This is a genomic window from Pelagerythrobacter aerophilus (assembly GCF_003581645.1).
Taxonomy (GTDB): Bacteria; Pseudomonadota; Alphaproteobacteria; order Sphingomonadales; family Sphingomonadaceae; genus Pelagerythrobacter; species Pelagerythrobacter aerophilus.
In genome coordinates, this window is record NZ_QXFK01000014.1 from 357,067 (window position 1) to 374,465 (window position 17,399).

A 17,399-nucleotide genomic window follows, 5' to 3' on the forward strand; every position below is an offset into this window, starting at 1 on the left:
CTGCCTGGCAAAACCCTTCCACAGAAAGAGCACTCATGATCCGCGACGACATCAAGCAGGCCACGGTCCAGGCAATGAAGGGTGGCGACAAGCCGCGCACCGCCGCGCTTCGCCTGATCTCCGCCCGGATCAAGGACCGCGATATCGAAATGCGCACGTCCGCCAAGGACGTGAACGACAACGATCTCGTCACCGAAGTGCTGCAAAAGATGGCCAAGCAGCGCCGCGAATCGATCCACATGTATGAGGAAGGCGGCCGCGAGGAACTCGCGCAGCAGGAACGCGACGAGCTTGCGGTAATTGAGGAGTTCCTGCCGCAGATGATGGACGAGGCCGCCACCCGCGCCGCCATCGAGGACGTCAAGACCAGCCTCGGCGCCTCCTCGATCAAGGACATGGGCCGCGTGATGGCTGAACTGAAAGCCCGCCACGGCGCCGTGCTCGATATGAGCAAGGCGAGCGGCTGGGTGAAGGAAGCGCTGGGCTAAGGTAAAGCTCCCCTCCCGCTTGCGGGAGGGGCTGGGGGAGGGCCTGTTTGGACAAGGGCTACAAACGACCGACCACCCGCTCACGCGAACTGCGCGTAAATCCCACCGACGCCGAAACCAAGCTCTGGTCCTGCTTGCGCTCCAAACAAGTCGCTGGTGTCCGCTTCAACCGGCAGTACCCAATCGGCCCCTACGTCTGCGATTTCACCGCTCGGTCGAAGGGACTGGTCATAGAGGTGGATGGCGGACAGCACGCCACAGCCTCGTCCTACGACTCGGCTAGAACATGCTATATCGAGGCGCGCGGCTACCGCGTCCTCCGCTTCTGGAACAACGATGTGCTGAACAATCTCGAAGGTGTAGTCTCGGAAATCGAGCGTGCGCTCGCCGAACTTGGCACGCGCGATATGTCCAAGCCACAGGGCAGCGACTGGTGAACGGCTCTACACATCCCCTCCCCCAGCCCCTCCCGCAAGCGGGAGGGGAGTAAGATGCTCTCACCCCAATGGCTGGACGAACTGCGTGCGCGGGTGACGCTTTCGAGCGTCATCATGCGCACGACCAAGCTCCAGCGCGCGGGGCGCGAGTGGAAGGCGTGCTGTCCGTTCCATAACGAGAAGACGCCGAGCTTCACCGTCAGCGACGAGAAGGGGTTCTACCACTGCTTCGGCTGCGGCGCGCATGGCGACGTGATCCGCTGGATGACCGACCAGCGCGGCCTTTCCTTCATGGACGCGGTGAAGGAACTCGCAGCCGAGGCAGGACTGGAGGTCCCCGCACCCGATCCGCGTGCGGCGCAGCGGGCGGAAGAGCGCGCGGGGCTGCACGATGTGACTCAGGCGGCGCAGGATTGGTTCGTCGCAAGTCTCGAAGGACCCGGCGGCGCCAGGGCGCGCGAATACCTGCAGTCGCGCGGGTTCAATGCGCGGACGATCGAACGCTTCGGCTTCGGCTTCGCGCCCAACGAGCGGCAGGCGCTCAAGGCGGCGCTGTCGCGCTTCGAAGAAAAATTGCTGATCGAAGCAGGTCTGCGGATCTCGGTGGAGGAGCGCGATCCCTATGATCGGTTCCGAAATCGCCTCATGCTGCCGATCCACGATGCGCGCGGGCGAGTGATCGCGTTCGGCGGCCGCATCCTCGAGGCCGATACCAATGCACCCAAGTACCTGAACTCGCCCGACACGCCTTTGTTCGACAAAGGGCGCACGCTCTACAACCTGCACCGCGCCGGGCCCGCCTCACGTCAGACGGGGCGGATGATCGTCGTCGAAGGCTACATGGACGTGATCGCGCTGGCGGCGCACGGGTTCGAGGATGCCGTGGCCCCGCTCGGCACCGCTCTGACCGAGCGGCAGATCGAACTGCTCTGGCGCATGGTCGAGACGCCGATCCTGTGTTTCGACGGCGACGCGGCGGGCCAGCGCGCCGCGATGCGCGCGATCGAGCGGGCCCTGCCCTTGCTCCGTCCCGCCCATTCGCTGGCCATCGTGCGTCTGCCTGCCGGGCTCGACCCCGACGACCTGCTGCGCGCGAAGGGCAAAGGGGCAATGGAGAAGTTGGTCGCCGAACCCGCAAGCCTGCTCGACACGCTGTGGGAATTCGAGCGCGCCGCACAGCCGCTGAACACGCCTGAGGACAAGGCCGGCCTCAAGCAACGCCTGGTCGATCACGTGGAGAAGATCGAGCATCCCGACATCCGCGCGCTTTACAAGCGCGAACTGCTGGAGCGCTTCTCCGCCTTTGCCTTCCCGCGCCGTGAGCGCACGCGCGGCGACTGGCGCAAACCGGTCGCGCCGCGACTTTCGCCGGATGCCGCCCGGCGGCTGCGCGGCGCACGAGACGGCTCGCGTGATCAGCTCGTCTCCGCAGTGATTGCCGGATTGGTGCGTTTTCCGGAGGAAGCGCTGCGCCATGCCGAACAGCTCGGACGCTTCGCGCAGATGGATGCGAAATCCGGGCCGCTGGTCGACGCAATACTCGAAGCGGTGGAAATGCTTGAACCGGGAGAGATTTTCCCCATATCATCGTTCGACGGTCCCGTCGCGCCGCCGGATAACACCCGTTTCGCCTTCCTCAGTGAAGGCATCGATCCGCAAGACGCGCGCGAACAGTTGGCCGAAGCCGTAGCGTTGCTGGTCGAAAGACCCGCGCTGGAGGCTGCGCTTGCCGCAGCGACCGCGCGTTTCGAGACCGACCCTGAAGGAGCGTTCGCTGAGCAGCAGAGGTTGCTCAAACGAAAGCTGGAATTCGAGCGACGACTCGGGCAAATGGCAAGCCGAAGGGCTGCTTCGGCGGCCCAAACTGATTCAACGCGTCGGCGGGAGACAGGGCCCGCCAACGGCGCAGAAACGGACTGAACGCACCTCCATGGCAACCACGTCGAAGAATTCCGAGAAGGACGACGCACCGCTGATCGACCTCAACGAAGCATCGATCAAGAAGCTCATCGCCCGGGCGAAGAAGCGCGGTTACGTCACCGTAGACGAGCTCAACGAGGCGCTGCCCGAAGATCAGATGAGCACCGACCAGATCGAGGACGTGATGTCGGCGATCTCGGAAATGGGCGTCAACATCGTCGAGAACGACGAGGAAGCCGAGGGCGAGGCAGAGGCCGAGAGCGACGAAGTCGAGGAAATCGGCGGCGACGACGACGGCGACGAGCCCAAGGCGGCGAAGAAGGCCGCCCCGACCGCAGCCAAGAAGACCACCACCTCCGACCGTACCGACGACCCGGTGCGCATGTACCTGCGCGAGATGGGCGCGGTCGAGTTGCTCAGCCGCGAGGGCGAGATCGCCATCGCCAAGCGGATCGAGGCTGGTCGCGACACGATGATCATCGGGCTGTGCGAAAGCCCGATCACCTTCCACGCCATCATCCAGTGGTCGGAAGCGCTCAACAACGAGGAAATGCAGCTCCGCGAGATTCTCGATCTCGACGCGATGCTCTCGAAGGAGCCGCCCGCCGACAAGATGGAGGAAGGCGCCGAGGATGACGACGGCGAGATCTCCGAGGAGACCGCCGGCCCGTCGATCCGCGACGACGATGATGTCGAGGACGAGGAAGACAGCGACGAGGACGACGACGAAGGCGGCAGCTCGCGCCGGCGCGAGGAGGACGACGAGGAAGACAACACCATGTCCCTCGCGCAGATGGAAGCTGCCCTCAAGCCGGACGCGCTCGAACGCTTCGCGCGCATCACCGATCTGTTCAAGAAGTTCGAGAAGCTCCAGAACGAGCGTGTCGACGTGCTCGGCCGCGGCGAGGAGTTCCCGGCGGCCAAGGAAAAGAAGTACGAGGATCTGCGCGAACAGCTCACGGCCGAGGTCGAGAGTGTGCAGTTTCACGCGACCAAGATCGAGTTCCTGGTCGACAATCTCTACGCCTTCAACCGCCGCCTGACCGCGCTCGGCGGGCAGATGCTGCGCCTGGCCGAACGGCACAAGATCAAGCGCACCGACTTCCTCCAGGCCTATATCGGCAACGAACTGGACGATAGCTGGCTGGCCGCGCGCACGAAGAAGGACAAGAAGTGGGCCGCCTTCGCCGAGAAGGAAGCCGACGCGGTCGAGCGTATCCGTGCCGAGATCTCCGACATCGCCAGCCAGACGGGCATGAGCCTGGAAGAGTTCCGCCGCATCGTGAACATGGTCCAGAAGGGCGAGCGCGAAGCGCGCATCGCCAAGAAGGAAATGGTCGAGGCGAACCTGCGGCTCGTGATCTCGATCGCCAAGAAGTACACCAACCGCGGCTTGCAGTTCCTCGACCTGATCCAGGAAGGCAACATCGGCCTGATGAAGGCGGTCGACAAGTTCGAGTACCGCCGCGGCTACAAGTTCAGCACATACGCGACGTGGTGGATCCGCCAGGCGATCACCCGCTCGATCGCCGACCAGGCGCGCACCATCCGCATCCCGGTCCACATGATCGAGACGATCAACAAGCTGGTCCGCACGTCTCGGCAGTTCCTCCACGAGCAGGGCCGCGAGCCGACGCCCGAGGAGATGGCCGAACGCCTCTCGATGCCGCTCGAGAAGGTTCGGAAGGTGATGAAGATCGCCAAAGAGCCGATCTCCCTCGAAACGCCGATCGGCGACGAGGAGGATTCGCATCTCGGCGATTTCATCGAGGACAAGAACGCGATCATCCCGGTGGATGCCGCAATACAGGCGAACCTCAAGGAAACGGTGACCCGCGTGCTGGCGTCGCTGACCCCGCGCGAGGAGCGCGTGCTGCGCATGCGCTTCGGCATCGGCATGAACACCGATCACACGCTCGAGGAAGTCGGTCAGCAGTTCTCGGTCACCCGCGAACGCATCCGTCAGATCGAGGCCAAGGCGCTGCGCAAGCTCAAGCACCCGAGCCGCAGTCGCAAGATGCGCAGCTTCCTGGATCAGTAACTTCGATTCGGGAACCGGCTGCGGTGTCAGCCGTTATTCGAGTCCAGACGATGTAAAAATCGACTGGATGAAGTTTCTCTCAGGAGAAGCTATCAGGAGCCCCGACGCCTAACAGCGCCGGGGCTTTTGCGTCGTGGGTGCCGAAAATGGCCTCCTGGAACCGATCTCTCCCTCGCCCCGCCGGGGACAAGGCGGGTTTGCGGTGGCGACATGGCGCGCGAATCACTATGGGGACGCCATGCGTATCGCCATTGCCTCCGACCATGCCGCCATCGAGATGAAAGCCGCCCTGCGCGAGTGGCTGATCGAAGAAGGTCATGAAGTGGCCGATCTCGGCCCCGACAGCCACGACAGCGTCGACTATCCCGATTTCGGCTACAAACTCGCAGCCGTCGTCGCGGAAGGGACCGCGGAGCGCGGAATTGCGCTCTGCGGATCCGGGATCGGCATATCGATCGCCGTGAACCGCAACCCGGCCGTGCGCTGCGCGCTGGTGTCGGAGCCGCTCTCCGCCAGCCTCGCACGCGAACACAACAATGCCAACTGCCTCGCCCTCGGCGCACGGCTGATCGGCATCGAGATGGCACGGGCATGTGTCTCGGCCTTTCTCCAGACCGAATTCGGCGGCGGCCGTCATCAGCGCCGCGTCGACAAGTTATCGAACCCAAGCTGCTGAGGAATTTCATGAGCACCGCGGAAGCCGCCAATGCCGACATCATGCACAGTTTCTGGCAGGACACCCTCGCCGAAGCCGATCCCGAGATCGCCGAAGCCGTCCAGAACGAGCTCCAGCGCCAGCGCAACAAGATCGAACTGATCGCGAGCGAGAACATCGCGAGCCGCGCCGTGCTGGAGGCGACTGGCAGCGTCTTCACCAACAAGTATGCCGAAGGCTACCCGGGCAAGCGCTACTACGGCGGGTGCGATTATGCCGACGTCGTCGAAACGTTGGCGATCGAGCGCGCGAAGCAGCTCTTCGGTTGCGACTTCGCGAACGTTCAGCCCAACAGCGGCAGCCAGATGAACCAGGCTGTGTTTCTCGCGCTGCTCCAGCCCGGCGACACCTTCATGGGGCTCGATCTCAACTCGGGCGGGCACCTGACCCACGGCTCACCCGTGAACATGAGCGGCAAGTGGTTCAATGTCGTGCCTTACGGTGTGCGCAAGGACGACGAGCTGCTTGACATGGAACAGGTCGAGCGGCTCGCGCACGAACACAAGCCGAAGCTCATCATCGCCGGCGGCACCGCCTATTCGCGCCAGTGGGATTTCGCGAAGTTCCGCGAGATCGCCGATGCTGTGGGCGCCTACTTGCTGGTCGATATGTCGCACTTCTCCGGCCTCGTCGCCGGCGGTGCGCACCCCTCCCCCTTCCCGCACGCGCACGTGGTGACGACCACCACGCACAAGAGCCTGCGCGGCCCACGCTCGGGCGTGATCCTCACGAACGACGAGGATATCGCGAAGAAGGTCAACAGTGCGGTCTTCCCCGGTATGCAGGGCGGCCCGTTGATGCACGTGGTGGCGGCCAAGGCGGTCGCGTTCCGCGAAGCGCTGCGGCCCGAATTCAAGAGCTACGCTGCCCGCGTGGTCGAGAATGCGAAGGCGCTCGCGGCCAGCCTGGAGGAGAACGGCCTGCGGATCGTGTCGGGCGGAACCGATAACCACCTGATGCTGGTCGACCTCACGGCCAAGGACGTGACCGGCAAGGCGGCCGAAAAGGGTCTCGATCGGGCCTGGCTCACCTGCAACAAAAACGGCATTCCCTTCGACACGCGCAGCCCCTTTGTCACCAGCGGCGTGCGCCTCGGCACTCCCGCGGGCACGACGCGTGGCTTCGGCCCGGCGGAGTTCCGTAAAGTCGGAGCGCTGATCGCCGAGGTCGTCGACGGGCTTGCCAAGAACGGGCCCGATGGCGATGCCCAGATTGAGGAGCGCGTGCGCGGCCGGGTCAACGAGCTGTGCGATGCCTTCCCCGTCTATCCGGGAATGTGATGCGCGATGCGATGCCCCTTCTGCGCGCATGACGACAGCCAAGTAAAAGACAGCCGCCCCACCGAAGACGGCACCACGATCCGCCGCCGCCGCCAGTGCACGAGCTGCGGCGCGCGGTTCACCACGTTCGAACGTGTGCAGTTGCGCGATGTAACCATCGTGAAGAGTGGCGACCGGCGCGAAGCGTTCGACCGGTCGAAGCTCGAGCACTCGGTAGCCCTCGCCTGCCGCAAGCGCGGCATCGAACAGGAGCGGATCGACCAGCTCATCTCCGGTATCCAGCGCCAGGTGGAGACCGCAGGCGACACCGAAGTGCCATCAGCCCGGATCGGCGAGCTGGTTATGGACGGTCTGCGCCAGATCGACAGCGTCGCCTATATCCGCTTCGCCAGCGTCTATCGCGATTTCAGCGAAGCCAAGGACTTCGAGGAATTCGCCAGTACCGTGCGGGATGCGGGTGGCGACTAGGACGCGTGCGCTGCACTATTACCGTTCGTCGCGCGCGTAGTCGCTCGACGAACGGATATGGAGATCGCTGGAATTGGAAAGCACCGCGCCCGTCATCGTTCTCGTCCGCCCCCAGCTGGGGGAGAACATCGGCAAGGCCGCGCGGGCCATGCTCAATTTCGGACTGACCGAAATGCGGCTCGTCGCCCCGCGCGACGGATGGCCGAACCCCAGCGCCGGCCCGGCGGCAGCCGGTGCCAATGGGGTGCTGGAGAACGCCACGGTACACGACACTCTGGCAGACGCGGTCGCCGACTGTGCGCATGTTTACGCTACCACCGTTCGCAAGCGCGGCGTGACCAAGCCGGTCGTGACGCCCGAGGAAGCCGCGACTGAAATCGCGCGCGCGCAGGGACGGTCCGCCATCGTGTTCGGGCCCGAGCGCTCGGGCCTCGAGACCGAGGACGTCGCACTCGCCCGCGCGATCGTGACGGTGCCGATCAATCCCGAGTTCGGATCGCTCAATCTGGCGCAGGCTGTGATCCTCTGCGCCTACGAGTGGTCGAAGACGCAGTGGGATGGCGGCGCGCTCGTGCAGCCCACCGGGGAAGACCTCCTCCCGCCCGCGCCGCAGGAGGAGCTAGATAGTATGATAGAGCAACTCGAGGCGATGCTCGAACCGCGCGGCTACTTCCAACCTGAAAGCCGAGCCGCGGCAACGCGACGGACCCTCCGAACGATGCTGACCAAGCCAGGCTGGAACCACCTAGAGGTACGGACCATGCGCGGGGTGTTGTCGAGCCTGTCCAAACCTCGACGGGACGGCGCCTAACTACGCAGCCGGTCCCACTCCGCGAGTTCGTACGCAATCGAGGTTTCGACCAGAAGATTCCAGATTTCCGCGATTTTCTCTCCAGGAAGGTTCCGCGTTTGCGCATCGGCGACAACCGCGGCGATAACCGCAGCCTTGCGCTCCTCGTCCCGCACGGTGTCGCGGGATTGCTTGATCCGGGCCGCGGCGCGCATGTAGCCGAAACGCCGGTCGAGCAGCGCCATCAGTTCGCGGTCAGTCGCGTCGACACCGATCCGCACATCGCGCATATCGGCGCATTCATCGGGCAATTTGAAGTCTTCGGTCATGCGCGCGCCCTGCCCCCTGAGACCGATTTTGTCGAGCGCCATCGCGTGCTTGACGCGTAGCGCAATCCTGCTAGACGCGCGCCTTCGCGAATTTGGCCCCGCATCCCGGTGAAGCGGTGGCCGCGCCTGGCGAATGGGTCAGGCGGGCGATGCCGGGTTGAAGCGCCATCACTGGGATGGCGACAGCAAATCGAAGGACACGACACATGTCGAAGCGCAAGAGCGCCAAGCACAAACTCGACCGCCGGATGGGCGAAAACATCTGGGGCCGTCCGAATTCCCCGATCAACAGGCGCTCTTACGGCCCCGGCCAGCACGGCCAGCGCCGCAAGGGCAAGATGAGCGACTATGGCCTTCAGCTGCGCGCCAAGCAGAAGTTGAAGGGTTACTACGGCGACGTGACCGAAAAGCAGTTCAAGCGCACCTATCAGGAAGCGTCGAGCATGAAGGGCGACACCAGCCAGAACCTGATCGGCCTGCTCGAGCGCCGTCTGGACATGGTCGTCTATCGCGCCAAGTTCGCGCCGACGATCTTCGCCGCGCGCCAGATCGTCAGCCACGGGCACATTCGCGTGAACGGCGTGAAGTGCAACATCGCGAGCCGGCGCATCAACGTCGGCGACGTCATCAGCCTGGGCGACAAGGCCAAGGAAATGGCGCTGGTGATCGAGGCGCAGAGCCTGGCCGAGCGCGACATCCCCGACTACGTGGCCCCTGACGGCACCGACAAGATCACCTACACCCGCGTGCCCACGCTGGACGAGGTCCCTTACCCGGTGACCATGGAACCGAACCTGGTCGTCGAGTTCTACTCGCGCTGATCCGACTTCCGGCTTCGAACGAGAAAAAGGCGGTCCCGCGGGGCCGCCTTTTTTCTATTCGTCGCAAGATTACAGAAGCTTAGGAACCCGGCGCGGGTTTGCGAATTTCCCTGGAGCTATGACAAAGTACCGTTTCATAACTCCTCACCGCAAGGGCAAGTGGTACCCTGATCTCAAGCAGGCTCAGCTCTTCGCCAGCTCCATCGGCGCAGGTTTCCTGGAACGGATGACCGGCCGCTTCGTGGCCTATCCCGGCACCAGCCTTGAAGCGCTCGAGGCTCCGGATCAGTCGGCGAAATAGTCTCGCCGGAACGCGGCGGCGAAGGCCGCGAAGCGCCGTTCCGCGATTGCTTCACGCATGGCCTGCATCAGTTGCTGGTAGAATGCCAGGTTGTGCTCGGTGACGAGCATGGCCCCGAGGATTTCACCCGCTTTCTGCAGGTGATGAAGATAGGCGCGCGAGTAGGTCTCGCAGACCGAGCAGGTGCAGCGCGGGTCGAGCGGGTCGGTATCCTCCGCATGCCGTGCATTTCGCAGATTGAGCGGGCCATTCCAGGTGAACGCCTGCCCATTGCGGCCGGAGCGGGTCGGCAGGACACAGTCGAACATGTCGATCCCCCGCTCGACCGCGCCAACGAGATCGTCCGGCTTGCCAACACCCATCAGATAGCGCGGCCTGTCTGCAGGTAGCATGTCCGGCGCGAAGTCGAGTGTGGCGAGCATCGCTTCCTGCCCCTCGCCCACCGCCAGGCCGCCGACGGCGTATCCGTCGAAGCCGATCTCGGTCAGCGCCTCGGCCGACCGGCGGCGCAGTTCCGGGTCGAGCGCACCCTGCTGGATACCGAACAACGCTGCCCCAGCGGCATGTTCACCGCCCGCGTCGAAGGCATCGCGGCTCCGCTTCGCCCAGCGCATGGAAAGCTCCATCGAGGCGGCGATCTCGTCGTAAGGCCGATCGACCCGCGGGCATTCGTCGAATGCCATCACGATGTCGGAACCGAGCAGGCGCTGGATTTCCATCGACCGTTCCGGCGTGAGCATATGCTTCGACCCGTCGATATGGCTGCGGAACTCTACCCCTTGTTCGGTCAGCTTGCGCAGGTCCGAAAGGCTCATGACCTGATAACCGCCGCTGTCGGTCAGGATCGGCCGCGGCCAGTTCATGAAGGTGTGCAGACCGCCGAGCCGTGCGACGCGCTCTGCGCCGGGACGAAGCATCAGGTGATAGGTATTGCCGAGGATAACGTCGGCGCCCGTCGCCCGCACGGTCTCCGGCTTCATCGCCTTGACCGTCGCCGCCGTGCCAACCGGCATGAAGGCGGGCGTGCGGATTTCGCCCCGCCGCATCGCAATACGGCCGGTACGCGCCTTGCCGTCGACGGCGTCGACCCGAAAATCGAACCGGGGACCGGTCATCAGAAGTCGTAGACGAGCGTCAGGCGCGTGACCGTGTCGGTCGAGACTTTGCCTTCCGGCGGCTTGCTGTCGTAGTCCACCGCATAAGTGATCCGCGAGCGCAGTCGGTCGCTGACCTTCGCATCAAGCCCGCTAACCAGATTGAGTGTCGTGCGGGACGAATCGACGATGACCGTCGCCTGGCCACCGGTTTCGGTCACCATGTTGGCATCCTGCGTGAACGAGAGCCGCTCGGCGATCTTCCAGTCGAAATCGAATCCGAACAGCGCGGCGAGACGGGTCTCGTCCTCCTCGACCGTGAAATTCGTCACCCGCAGTGCCGGACCGGCCTTGACCGATAGCTTGAGATCGCCGCTGTTCGCGATCTGATAGCCGATCCCTCCGGAAATCGCGTAACGGCCGGTAAAGCCTTGCAGCTTGTTGCGCTCGTACTGGGCGAGACCATAGACGAACAGCTCGTCCTTGACCTGGTAGCGAGGTTCGTAGGCGAACAGGAACTGTTCGCGGCTCGTTACGCCGTTTGAACGCTGGTAGTCGGCGGTTGCGCGCAGCGAGTGACTCCAGTCCAACCCCTGGCGTTTGAGCTTCAGCCCGGCGGAAAGGCCGACGTTGTTGCTGTTGCCGCTGGCCTGGAAGCCGCCGAGCTGTCCCTCTCCGCTCCACAGCTCGAACACGCCGGCCTCGCGAATCTTGCGTGTCTCTGCCTCGCGCGCAAGTCTCGTCTTCTCTGCAACGTCCGCTCGCCAGGCGGTCTCGATTACCTCGATCTCTTCCTCGCCCTGGGGTGCGGCTTGCTGAGCGAGGGCAAGCACGGTTTCGATCTTGCTCTTGTCGTTGGTCTTCATCGCGGCGTTGATCATCGCGCGCACGCCGCCGGGGATGTTGGAAACCTCCTCGGCAGTGGGTGCAGATTCGACGACGGGCTGGATTTCGCCCACCGGCAAGGGATCGGACTCAACAGGCGGGAGCATCATCCCGTCGTTCTGCACCGCTGCGGTTTGGGCCGCAGCCGGCGAAGACGCGAGAACAACAGCGGCGACGCCCGCCGCGACACAAAAGGGGGATCGTTGGAACATCGCCAAATCGGGTTAGCGTGTCATGACCGGAGGCGCCAGCCCGTGCGGAAGATCACTGCGATGACTACCACGCAGATTGCGAGGAATGCCAGAGTCAGGCCGAGCGAGACGCCGATCGACACGTCGGACTGGCCGTAGAACGTCCAGCGCAACCCATTGACCAGATAGACGATCGGGTTGGCCAGCGCGATTTTGTCCCACGGGCTCGGCAGCATGTCGATCGAGTAGAACGTACCGCCGAGGAAGGTCAGCGGGGTCAGGATCAGCAGCGGGACCATCTGCAGCTTCTCGAACCCTTCGGCCCAGACGCCGAGGATGAAACCAAGCAACGAGAAGCTCGCCGCCACGAGCATGACATAGACCAATGCGAACAGCGGATGCGCGATCGTGTAGTCGACGAACAGCATCGCGGTGGTGAGGATGATCGCGGCGAGGATCAGGCTCTTGGTCGCCGCCGCGCCGACGAAGCCGAGAAGGGTCTCGGCGACGCCCACTGGCGCGGAGAGAAGCTCGTAGATCGCGCCGGTGAACTTGGGCATGTAGATGCCGAAGCTGGCGTTGCTGGTGCTCTCGGACAGCAGCGTCAGCATCAGCAGACCGGGTACGATGAACGCACCGTAGCCCACCCCGCCGACCTCGTTGATCCGCCCGCCGATCGCAGCGCCGAAGACGATGAAATAGAGGCTCGTGGTCAGCACGGGCGAGACGATCGAGCCGAACACCGTGCGGCGGAAGCGCGACAGCTCGTTGCGGTAGATTGCGAAAGTCGAACGCCAGTTGATCATGCTGCCAGCCCCTGCCGCTCGACCAGGTCGACGAAGATGTCTTCCAGGCTCGATTCCTTCTGATCCAGCGCGGTGAATACGACGCCGTTTTGAACCAGGGCGGTCGCCACCGCGGCGACTTCCGCCTTGCCTTTCCCGGTTCCGTCGCCGCCGCGGTAGCACAGCGTACGTCCATCCTCGGAGAGCGTGACCGGGTAGTCGCGAAGCGCAGACGGGATTTCGGCCAGTTGCGCGGCGAGTGCGAAATGCGCCTCGGTGCGGCCAAGCCGCCGCATCATCGCATCCTTCTCGTCCACCAGTAGCAGGCGGCCCTTGTCGATCACGCCGACACGGTCGGCCATCTCCTCGGCCTCCTCGAGATAGTGCGTGGTGAGGATCACCGTGACGCCCTGCTCCCGCAGCGCTCCGATCTGACGCCACATGTCGCGCCGCAGTTCGACGTCGACGCCGGCGGTGGGCTCGTCGAGGAACAGAAGCTCGGGATCGTGCGCGAGCGCCTTCGCGATCAACACGCGGCGCTTCATCCCGCCCGAGAGCTTGCGGATTTCCTCGCCGCGCTTGTCCCATAGGCTCAGCGAGCGCAGCACTTCCTCGATCCGCTTCGCGTCGGGCGCACGGCCGAACAGGCCGCGCGAATAGCCGACCTGGCGCTCGACCGTGTCGAACATGTCGAAGCCGAGTTCCTGCGGAACCAGCCCGATCCGCTGGCGCGCACTGCGCCAGTGGCGCGCCAGGTCTTCGCCAAACGCGTTGATGGTGCCGGAGCTGATACGGACCATGCCGCAGACTGCGCCGATCAGCGTGGTCTTGCCCGCCCCGTTGGGGCCGAGCAGCGCGAAGATCTCGCCCTTGCGGATCTCCAGATCGACGTTGTCGAGTGCCTTGAGGCCGCCGGGATAGACCTTGGTCAGCCCGCGGATGTCGAGAATGGGTTGGGGAATCGGTTCCATGGGCTGCGGAACATTGCCGCAACGGCCGCACTTGCCAAGTGTTAATCAGGGCAGCAGCAGCGAGGAATCCCCGTAGCTGTAGAAGCGATACTTTTCCGCAATCGCATGCGCGTAGGCCGCCTGCATCCGCTCCCGCCCCATCAGCGCGCTGACCAGCATGAACAGGGTCGACTTGGGGAGGTGGAAGTTGGTCATCAGGCCGTCGATCGCACGGAAGGCGTAGCCGGGGGTAATGAAGATCGCCGTGTCGCCTTCGAAGGCGTGGATCGTACCGTCCTCCCCGACCGCGCTCTCCAGCAGACGCAAGCTGGTGGTGCCGACGGCGATCACACGCCGGCTGCTTTGCCGTGCGGCGTTGAGCCGATCTGCAGTCGCCGCGTCGATGCGCCCCCATTCCGCATGCATCCGGTGCTCGTCGGTATCCTCGGCTTTGACCGGCAGGAACGTGCCCGCGCCCACATGCAGCGTCAGCGTCTCGGTGGCGACGCCGCGCTGTTCGAGACGCGCAAGCAGGTCGGGCGTGAAATGGAGCGCCGCGGTCGGTGCCGCGACAGCGCCGTCGCGCGCGGCGAACATCGTCTGGTAGTCGGTTCGGTCGCGCTCGTCGGTCTCGCGGCGCTGGGCGATATAGGGCGGGAGCGGCATGCGGCCTGCGCGTTCGAGCAGCACTTCGACGGCTTCGTCGCCTTCGAATGCAAGCGTGAAGCTGCCGTCGTCGTGACGTGCCTCGGCGATGGCCGTCACGCCCGCGCCGAATTCGACGCGGTCTCCTTCGCGCAGCCGCTTGGCATTCCGCACGAAGGCCTGCCAGCGCCTGAGGTCCATCCGCTTGTGCAGGGTCGCGCCGATCCGCGCCTCGCCCCGGCGTCCTTCGAGCTGTGCGGGAATGACGCGGGTATCGTTGAACACGAGCACGTCGCCCGGTTCGAGAAGGTCCGGCAAATCGCGCACCACCCGGTCGGCGAAGGCGCCCTCGCCCGGCACGACCAGCATGCGCGCGGAATCCCGCGGCACAGCCGGGCGCAACGCGATCAGGTCTTGAGGAAGATCGAAATCGAAGAGGTCGACACGCATGGCGCGCGCTTAGTCGCGCAAAGGGCGTTCGTCACCCCGCGGAAATGCCTGAAATGTTACCGATCCACCGGATCTGCCGGAGAGTCCTCATTGACCGGCGGGCTCTCCCCTACCGGCGCGCTCAGCATATCGGCAGTGATTTCCTGCGGCTGCGGCAACTGCGGCTGCGGCATGCGCTGCGGCTTGTTGTCGGCGGCAATCGAGGCCTGGAGAATCCTGGTCGGATTGGCCGGCGGCTCGCCCCGCTCGATCGCATCGACCGCATCCATCCCCGCAATCACGCGGCCGAAATTGGTATAGCGCTTGTCGAGGCTGAAGCGTGGATAGAAGACGATGAAAAACTGGCTGTTGGCGCTGTCTTCCGACTGGGCGCGGGCCATCGCGACGGTGCCGCGCAAGTGCGGCATCGGATTGAATTCTTCCTCCAGATCGGGGAGCTGGGAACCGCCCTGCCCCGTTCCCGTCGGGTCGCCCGTCTGCGCCATGAAGCCGTCGATCACGCGGTGAAAGATCACGCCGTCGTAGAACCCCTGCCGGGCGAGCGTTTTGACCCGCTCCACATGGTTGGGGGCCCAGCTCGGCATCAGGCGGATCGCGACGCGCTGTCCGGTCGAGAGGTCGAGCAGAAGGATGTTCTCCCGATCTTCCTCGACGTTGTAATTGATCGGCGCGTAGACCGGCGCGGCCGCTGCTTGCGCAGTGGCATCCTCCTCCATCGCAGCCGCGGAGTCTTCCAGCGCATCGTCGTCCTGTGCGGCGGCGACGGTGGGGGCGGCAATAAGCGACAGTAGGGCGCCGGCGGCAATCAGGCGTCTGATCATGAGTATTCCGTCTTTCAGGCAGCTTCGGCGGCAGCGTCTAGCGCCGGGGGACTGTCGGTTCAATGAATGATGCGCAGCGGGATATTTCAAAGGAGCGGTCAGTAATCCCCCCGACGCCCGATCTTCTCCACCCGCGCGATTACCTCGTCACAGACGGCGGGGCTGACGAAGGGTGAGATGTCGCCGCCGAACAGCGCGATCTCCTTGACCAGCTTCGACGCGATCGGTTGGAGGGAGACGTCGGCCATCAGGAACACCGTCTCGATCTCGTCGTCAAGCTGCTGGTTCATGCCGGCCATCTGGTATTCGTATTCGAAGTCCGCCACAGCCCGCAGGCCGCGTACGATCATGCTCGCGCCCTGCGTCCGTGCGAACTTCATCAACAGCGCATTGAACCCGACCACGTCGACGTTGCCGAGCCCGAGCGAGGCGACCTCGCGCCGCACCATCTCCATCCGCTCTTCGGGTGAGAACATCGGGTTCTTCGACGGATTGGTCGTCACCCCGATGATCAACCGGTCGACCAGCTTCGCCCCGCGCCGAATGATATCGGCATGCCCGAGCGTGATCGGGTCGAATGTGCCCGGATAGACGCCGATGCGCTCCGAATCGTTCTTGGGACTCACCTGTCTCTCTCCACAATGAACCGTGCCAGCGCGCGCAGCAGATCGGCCTCGCGGCCGTGCGGCGCGAGGTGGCCGACCGCCTGCTCGACCAGCGCATGTGCCTGATCGCGCGCCTTGTCGGCGCCCATCAGCGTCACGAAAGTCTGCTTGCCCTTCTCGTCGTCCTTGCGCAGCGCCTTGCCCGCCTTCGCCTCGTCGCCCTCGTGGTCGAGCAGGTCGTCGGCGATCTGGAAGGCGAGGCCGACATCGCGGGCGTAGTTGCGCAGATGGTTCCGGGAATCGACCGGAACGCGGCCCAAGATCGCCCCCATCTCCACGGCCGCAGTCAGGAGGGCGCCCGTCTTGAGTTGCTGGAGCCGCGTGATCGCGCGAAGATCGTAGTTCTTCTCAGCGGCGACCATGTCCATCATCTGCCCGCCCGCCATGCCGCCCATGCCGCTGGCACCGGCCAGCGTGGCGATCAGCTCTGCGCGAACGAACGGATCGCTCACCGTCTCGGGCATCGAGAGGATCTCGAACGCGAGCGCGTGGAGCGCATCGCCGGCCAGCACTGCGGTCGCTTCGTCGTAAGCTTTGTGCAGCGTCGGTTTGCCGTGGCGCAGATCGTCGTCGTCCATGCACGGCAAGTCGTCGTGGATCAGCGAATAGACGTGGATCGCCTCGACCGCGCATCCGGCCTTCACCGCCGTCTGGCGGGCCACGCCGTACATGCTCGCTGTTGCCGTCACCAGCAGCGGACGAACGCGCTTGCCGCCGCCGATTGCGGCGTAGCGCATCGCTTCGATCAGGCGCGCGCGGGTATCGTCGGGGACAGGCAGGAACTCTTCGAAAGCGGCGTCGACCTCACGCTGAACCCGCGCAAGGTTTCCGGAAATGATGTCCGTCCGATCGCCGACCAGTTGCACGTCAGCCGTCCGCGCCGAACGGTGCCGTTCCGCGCGGCTGGCCGTCGGGCCCGGTCACGATCTTCTCGATCCGTGCCTGCGCTGCATCGAGCCGCGCCTGGCAGTGCCGGCGCAACTGCTCGCCGCGTTCGTAGAGCGTGATCGAATCGTCGAGCGGCACTTCGCCGCCCTCCAGCTTCCTTACGATCTCTTCCAGCGCGCGGAGCGCATCTTCGAAGGACATTTCGGCGATTTCAGGCGCAGCCTCGGTCATGACGCGGGAGCATTGGCGGGCACTCCCCGCTTGGTCAAGGCGACAGGCGGGGGAGAAGGCGGATGATGTGGATTCATTTCTGAGTCCCGGCGAAGGCCGAGACCTCGTGTTATCGATCGAAGCGCGGGTGGCCTGAGGCCCCTTGCCTTCGCAGGGGGCCACCGCGGATGTAGGACTGGCGGCGCGGGCATACCAAGGCTAAGG

Annotated in this window: 20 protein-coding genes; 10 read left to right on the forward strand and 10 right to left on the reverse strand. The window is 64.6% G+C overall.

Translation table 11 applies throughout. The features are described from left to right. Positions 1–35 precede the first annotated feature (35 nt). From D2V04_RS05575 to D2V04_RS05610, 8 genes are all read left to right on the forward strand, one after another. On the forward strand, positions 36–488 hold the full coding sequence (locus D2V04_RS05575) for a GatB/YqeY domain-containing protein (protein WP_119512292.1): 453 nt from the start codon (positions 36–38) through the stop codon (positions 486–488). Between the two features lie 47 nt (positions 489–535). Beyond that, a complete protein-coding gene (locus tag D2V04_RS05580; protein ID WP_119512293.1) occupies positions 536–925 on the forward strand; it encodes an endonuclease domain-containing protein in 390 nt (129 codons plus the stop codon). A gap of 54 nt (positions 926–979) precedes the next feature. After that, the gene (gene dnaG, locus D2V04_RS05585; RefSeq protein WP_119512294.1) at positions 980–2,845 is read left to right on the forward strand and encodes a DNA primase; all 1,866 of its coding nucleotides are present in this window, start codon (positions 980–982) and stop codon (positions 2,843–2,845) included. A 10-nt stretch (positions 2,846–2,855) separates the two neighbouring features. Beyond that, entirely contained in the window at positions 2,856–4,886 is a 2,031-nt protein-coding gene (rpoD, locus tag D2V04_RS05590; RefSeq protein ID WP_119512295.1) for an RNA polymerase sigma factor RpoD, read from the forward strand. A gap of 238 nt (positions 4,887–5,124) precedes the next feature. Beyond that, the gene (rpiB, locus tag D2V04_RS05595; RefSeq protein WP_119512603.1) at positions 5,125–5,562 is read left to right on the forward strand and encodes a ribose 5-phosphate isomerase B; all 438 of its coding nucleotides are present in this window, start codon (positions 5,125–5,127) and stop codon (positions 5,560–5,562) included. Positions 5,563–5,570: 8 nt separating this feature from the next. Further along, positions 5,571–6,881, forward strand: a complete 1,311-nt coding sequence (glyA, locus tag D2V04_RS05600; RefSeq protein WP_119512296.1) for a serine hydroxymethyltransferase — start codon at positions 5,571–5,573, stop codon at positions 6,879–6,881. Positions 6,882–6,887: 6 nt separating this feature from the next. Beyond that, positions 6,888–7,349 (forward strand): transcriptional regulator NrdR, encoded by a 462-nt coding sequence (gene nrdR, locus D2V04_RS05605; RefSeq protein WP_119512297.1) that lies wholly within the window; start codon positions 6,888–6,890, stop codon positions 7,347–7,349. A 67-nt stretch (positions 7,350–7,416) separates the two neighbouring features. Then, positions 7,417–8,160 carry an RNA methyltransferase gene (locus D2V04_RS05610; RefSeq protein WP_407672073.1) on the forward strand — a complete coding sequence of 248 codons (744 nt, stop codon included), beginning with the start codon at positions 7,417–7,419 and terminating at the stop codon, positions 8,158–8,160. On the opposite strand, the gene D2V04_RS05615 is transcribed toward D2V04_RS05610, so the two are convergent. Beyond that, complete coding sequence (locus D2V04_RS05615) at positions 8,157–8,468, reverse strand: chorismate mutase (RefSeq protein WP_119512604.1); 312 nt, start codon at positions 8,466–8,468, stop codon at positions 8,157–8,159. The two genes, D2V04_RS05610 and D2V04_RS05615, sit on opposite strands and share 4 nt — an antisense overlap. 206 nt (positions 8,469–8,674) lie before the next feature. On the opposite strand from D2V04_RS05615, the gene rpsD reads away from it, so the two are divergent. Next, positions 8,675–9,289, forward strand: coding sequence for a 30S ribosomal protein S4 (gene rpsD / locus D2V04_RS05620; RefSeq protein ID WP_119512299.1), 615 nt, complete (start codon positions 8,675–8,677; stop codon positions 9,287–9,289). Between the two features lie 118 nt (positions 9,290–9,407). Then, positions 9,408–9,590, forward strand: a complete 183-nt coding sequence (locus tag D2V04_RS05625) for a hypothetical protein (RefSeq protein WP_119512300.1) — start codon at positions 9,408–9,410, stop codon at positions 9,588–9,590. On the opposite strand, the gene tgt is transcribed toward D2V04_RS05625, so the two are convergent. The 9 genes from tgt to D2V04_RS05670 all read right to left on the reverse strand — a co-directional run bounded on the left by tgt (position 9,575) and on the right by D2V04_RS05670 (position 17,195). Beyond that, entirely contained in the window at positions 9,575–10,705 is a 1,131-nt protein-coding gene (tgt, locus tag D2V04_RS05630; RefSeq protein WP_119512301.1) for a tRNA guanosine(34) transglycosylase Tgt, read from the reverse strand. The two genes, D2V04_RS05625 and tgt, sit on opposite strands and share 16 nt — an antisense overlap. Next, the gene (locus tag D2V04_RS05635) at positions 10,705–11,676 is read right to left on the reverse strand and encodes a DUF481 domain-containing protein (RefSeq protein WP_119512605.1); all 972 of its coding nucleotides are present in this window, start codon (positions 11,674–11,676) and stop codon (positions 10,705–10,707) included. The genes tgt and D2V04_RS05635 overlap by 1 nt, the downstream gene beginning before the upstream one ends. A 125-nt stretch (positions 11,677–11,801) precedes the next feature. Further along, a complete protein-coding gene (locus D2V04_RS05640; protein WP_119512302.1) occupies positions 11,802–12,566 on the reverse strand; it encodes an ABC transporter permease in 765 nt (254 codons plus the stop codon). Further along, entirely contained in the window at positions 12,563–13,516 is a 954-nt protein-coding gene (locus D2V04_RS05645; protein WP_119512303.1) for an ABC transporter ATP-binding protein, read from the reverse strand. Before D2V04_RS05645 ends, D2V04_RS05640 begins: the two co-directional genes overlap by 4 nt. Before the next feature lie 45 nt (positions 13,517–13,561). After that, a complete protein-coding gene (gene queA, locus D2V04_RS05650; RefSeq protein WP_119512304.1) occupies positions 13,562–14,590 on the reverse strand; it encodes a tRNA preQ1(34) S-adenosylmethionine ribosyltransferase-isomerase QueA in 1,029 nt (342 codons plus the stop codon). Positions 14,591–14,646: 56 nt separating this feature from the next. After that, positions 14,647–15,411, reverse strand: a complete 765-nt coding sequence (locus D2V04_RS05655; protein ID WP_119512305.1) for a peptidylprolyl isomerase — start codon at positions 15,409–15,411, stop codon at positions 14,647–14,649. 98 nt (positions 15,412–15,509) lie between these two features. After that, a complete protein-coding gene (gene coaD, locus D2V04_RS05660) occupies positions 15,510–16,037 on the reverse strand; it encodes a pantetheine-phosphate adenylyltransferase (protein WP_119512306.1) in 528 nt (175 codons plus the stop codon). Continuing rightward, positions 16,034–16,936, reverse strand: coding sequence for a polyprenyl synthetase family protein (locus tag D2V04_RS05665; RefSeq protein WP_407672075.1), 903 nt, complete (start codon positions 16,934–16,936; stop codon positions 16,034–16,036). Before D2V04_RS05665 ends, coaD begins: the two co-directional genes overlap by 4 nt. A 7-nt stretch (positions 16,937–16,943) precedes the next feature. Next, positions 16,944–17,195 (reverse strand): exodeoxyribonuclease VII small subunit, encoded by a 252-nt coding sequence (locus D2V04_RS05670; RefSeq protein WP_119512307.1) that lies wholly within the window; start codon positions 17,193–17,195, stop codon positions 16,944–16,946. Positions 17,196–17,399: the final 204 nt, after the last annotated feature.

Coding starts and splice junctions, on each gene's coding strand:
- rpoD (WP_119512295.1), top strand. CDS start 2,856: ATGGCAACCACGTCGAAGAATTCCGAGAAGGACGACGCACCGCTGATC.
- D2V04_RS05635 (WP_119512605.1), bottom strand. CDS start 11,676: ATGCTCCCGCCTGTTGAGTCCGATCCCTTGCCGGTGGGCGAAATCCAG.
- rpiB (WP_119512603.1), top strand. CDS start 5,125: ATGCGTATCGCCATTGCCTCCGACCATGCCGCCATCGAGATGAAAGCC.
- D2V04_RS05615 (WP_119512604.1), bottom strand. CDS start 8,468: ATGACCGAAGACTTCAAATTGCCCGATGAATGCGCCGATATGCGCGAT.
- dnaG (WP_119512294.1), top strand. CDS start 980: ATGCTCTCACCCCAATGGCTGGACGAACTGCGTGCGCGGGTGACGCTT.
- D2V04_RS05655 (WP_119512305.1), bottom strand. CDS start 15,411: ATGATCAGACGCCTGATTGCCGCCGGCGCCCTACTGTCGCTTATTGCC.
- D2V04_RS05575 (WP_119512292.1), top strand. CDS start 36: ATGATCCGCGACGACATCAAGCAGGCCACGGTCCAGGCAATGAAGGGT.
- D2V04_RS05670 (WP_119512307.1), bottom strand. CDS start 17,195: ATGACCGAGGCTGCGCCTGAAATCGCCGAAATGTCCTTCGAAGATGCG.
- D2V04_RS05625 (WP_119512300.1), top strand. CDS start 9,408: ATGACAAAGTACCGTTTCATAACTCCTCACCGCAAGGGCAAGTGGTAC.
- D2V04_RS05645 (WP_119512303.1), bottom strand. CDS start 13,516: ATGGAACCGATTCCCCAACCCATTCTCGACATCCGCGGGCTGACCAAG.
- D2V04_RS05640 (WP_119512302.1), bottom strand. CDS start 12,566: ATGATCAACTGGCGTTCGACTTTCGCAATCTACCGCAACGAGCTGTCG.
- rpsD (WP_119512299.1), top strand. CDS start 8,675: ATGTCGAAGCGCAAGAGCGCCAAGCACAAACTCGACCGCCGGATGGGC.
- glyA (WP_119512296.1), top strand. CDS start 5,571: ATGAGCACCGCGGAAGCCGCCAATGCCGACATCATGCACAGTTTCTGG.
- queA (WP_119512304.1), bottom strand. CDS start 14,590: ATGCGTGTCGACCTCTTCGATTTCGATCTTCCTCAAGACCTGATCGCG.
- tgt (WP_119512301.1), bottom strand. CDS start 10,705: ATGACCGGTCCCCGGTTCGATTTTCGGGTCGACGCCGTCGACGGCAAG.
- nrdR (WP_119512297.1), top strand. CDS start 6,888: ATGCGATGCCCCTTCTGCGCGCATGACGACAGCCAAGTAAAAGACAGC.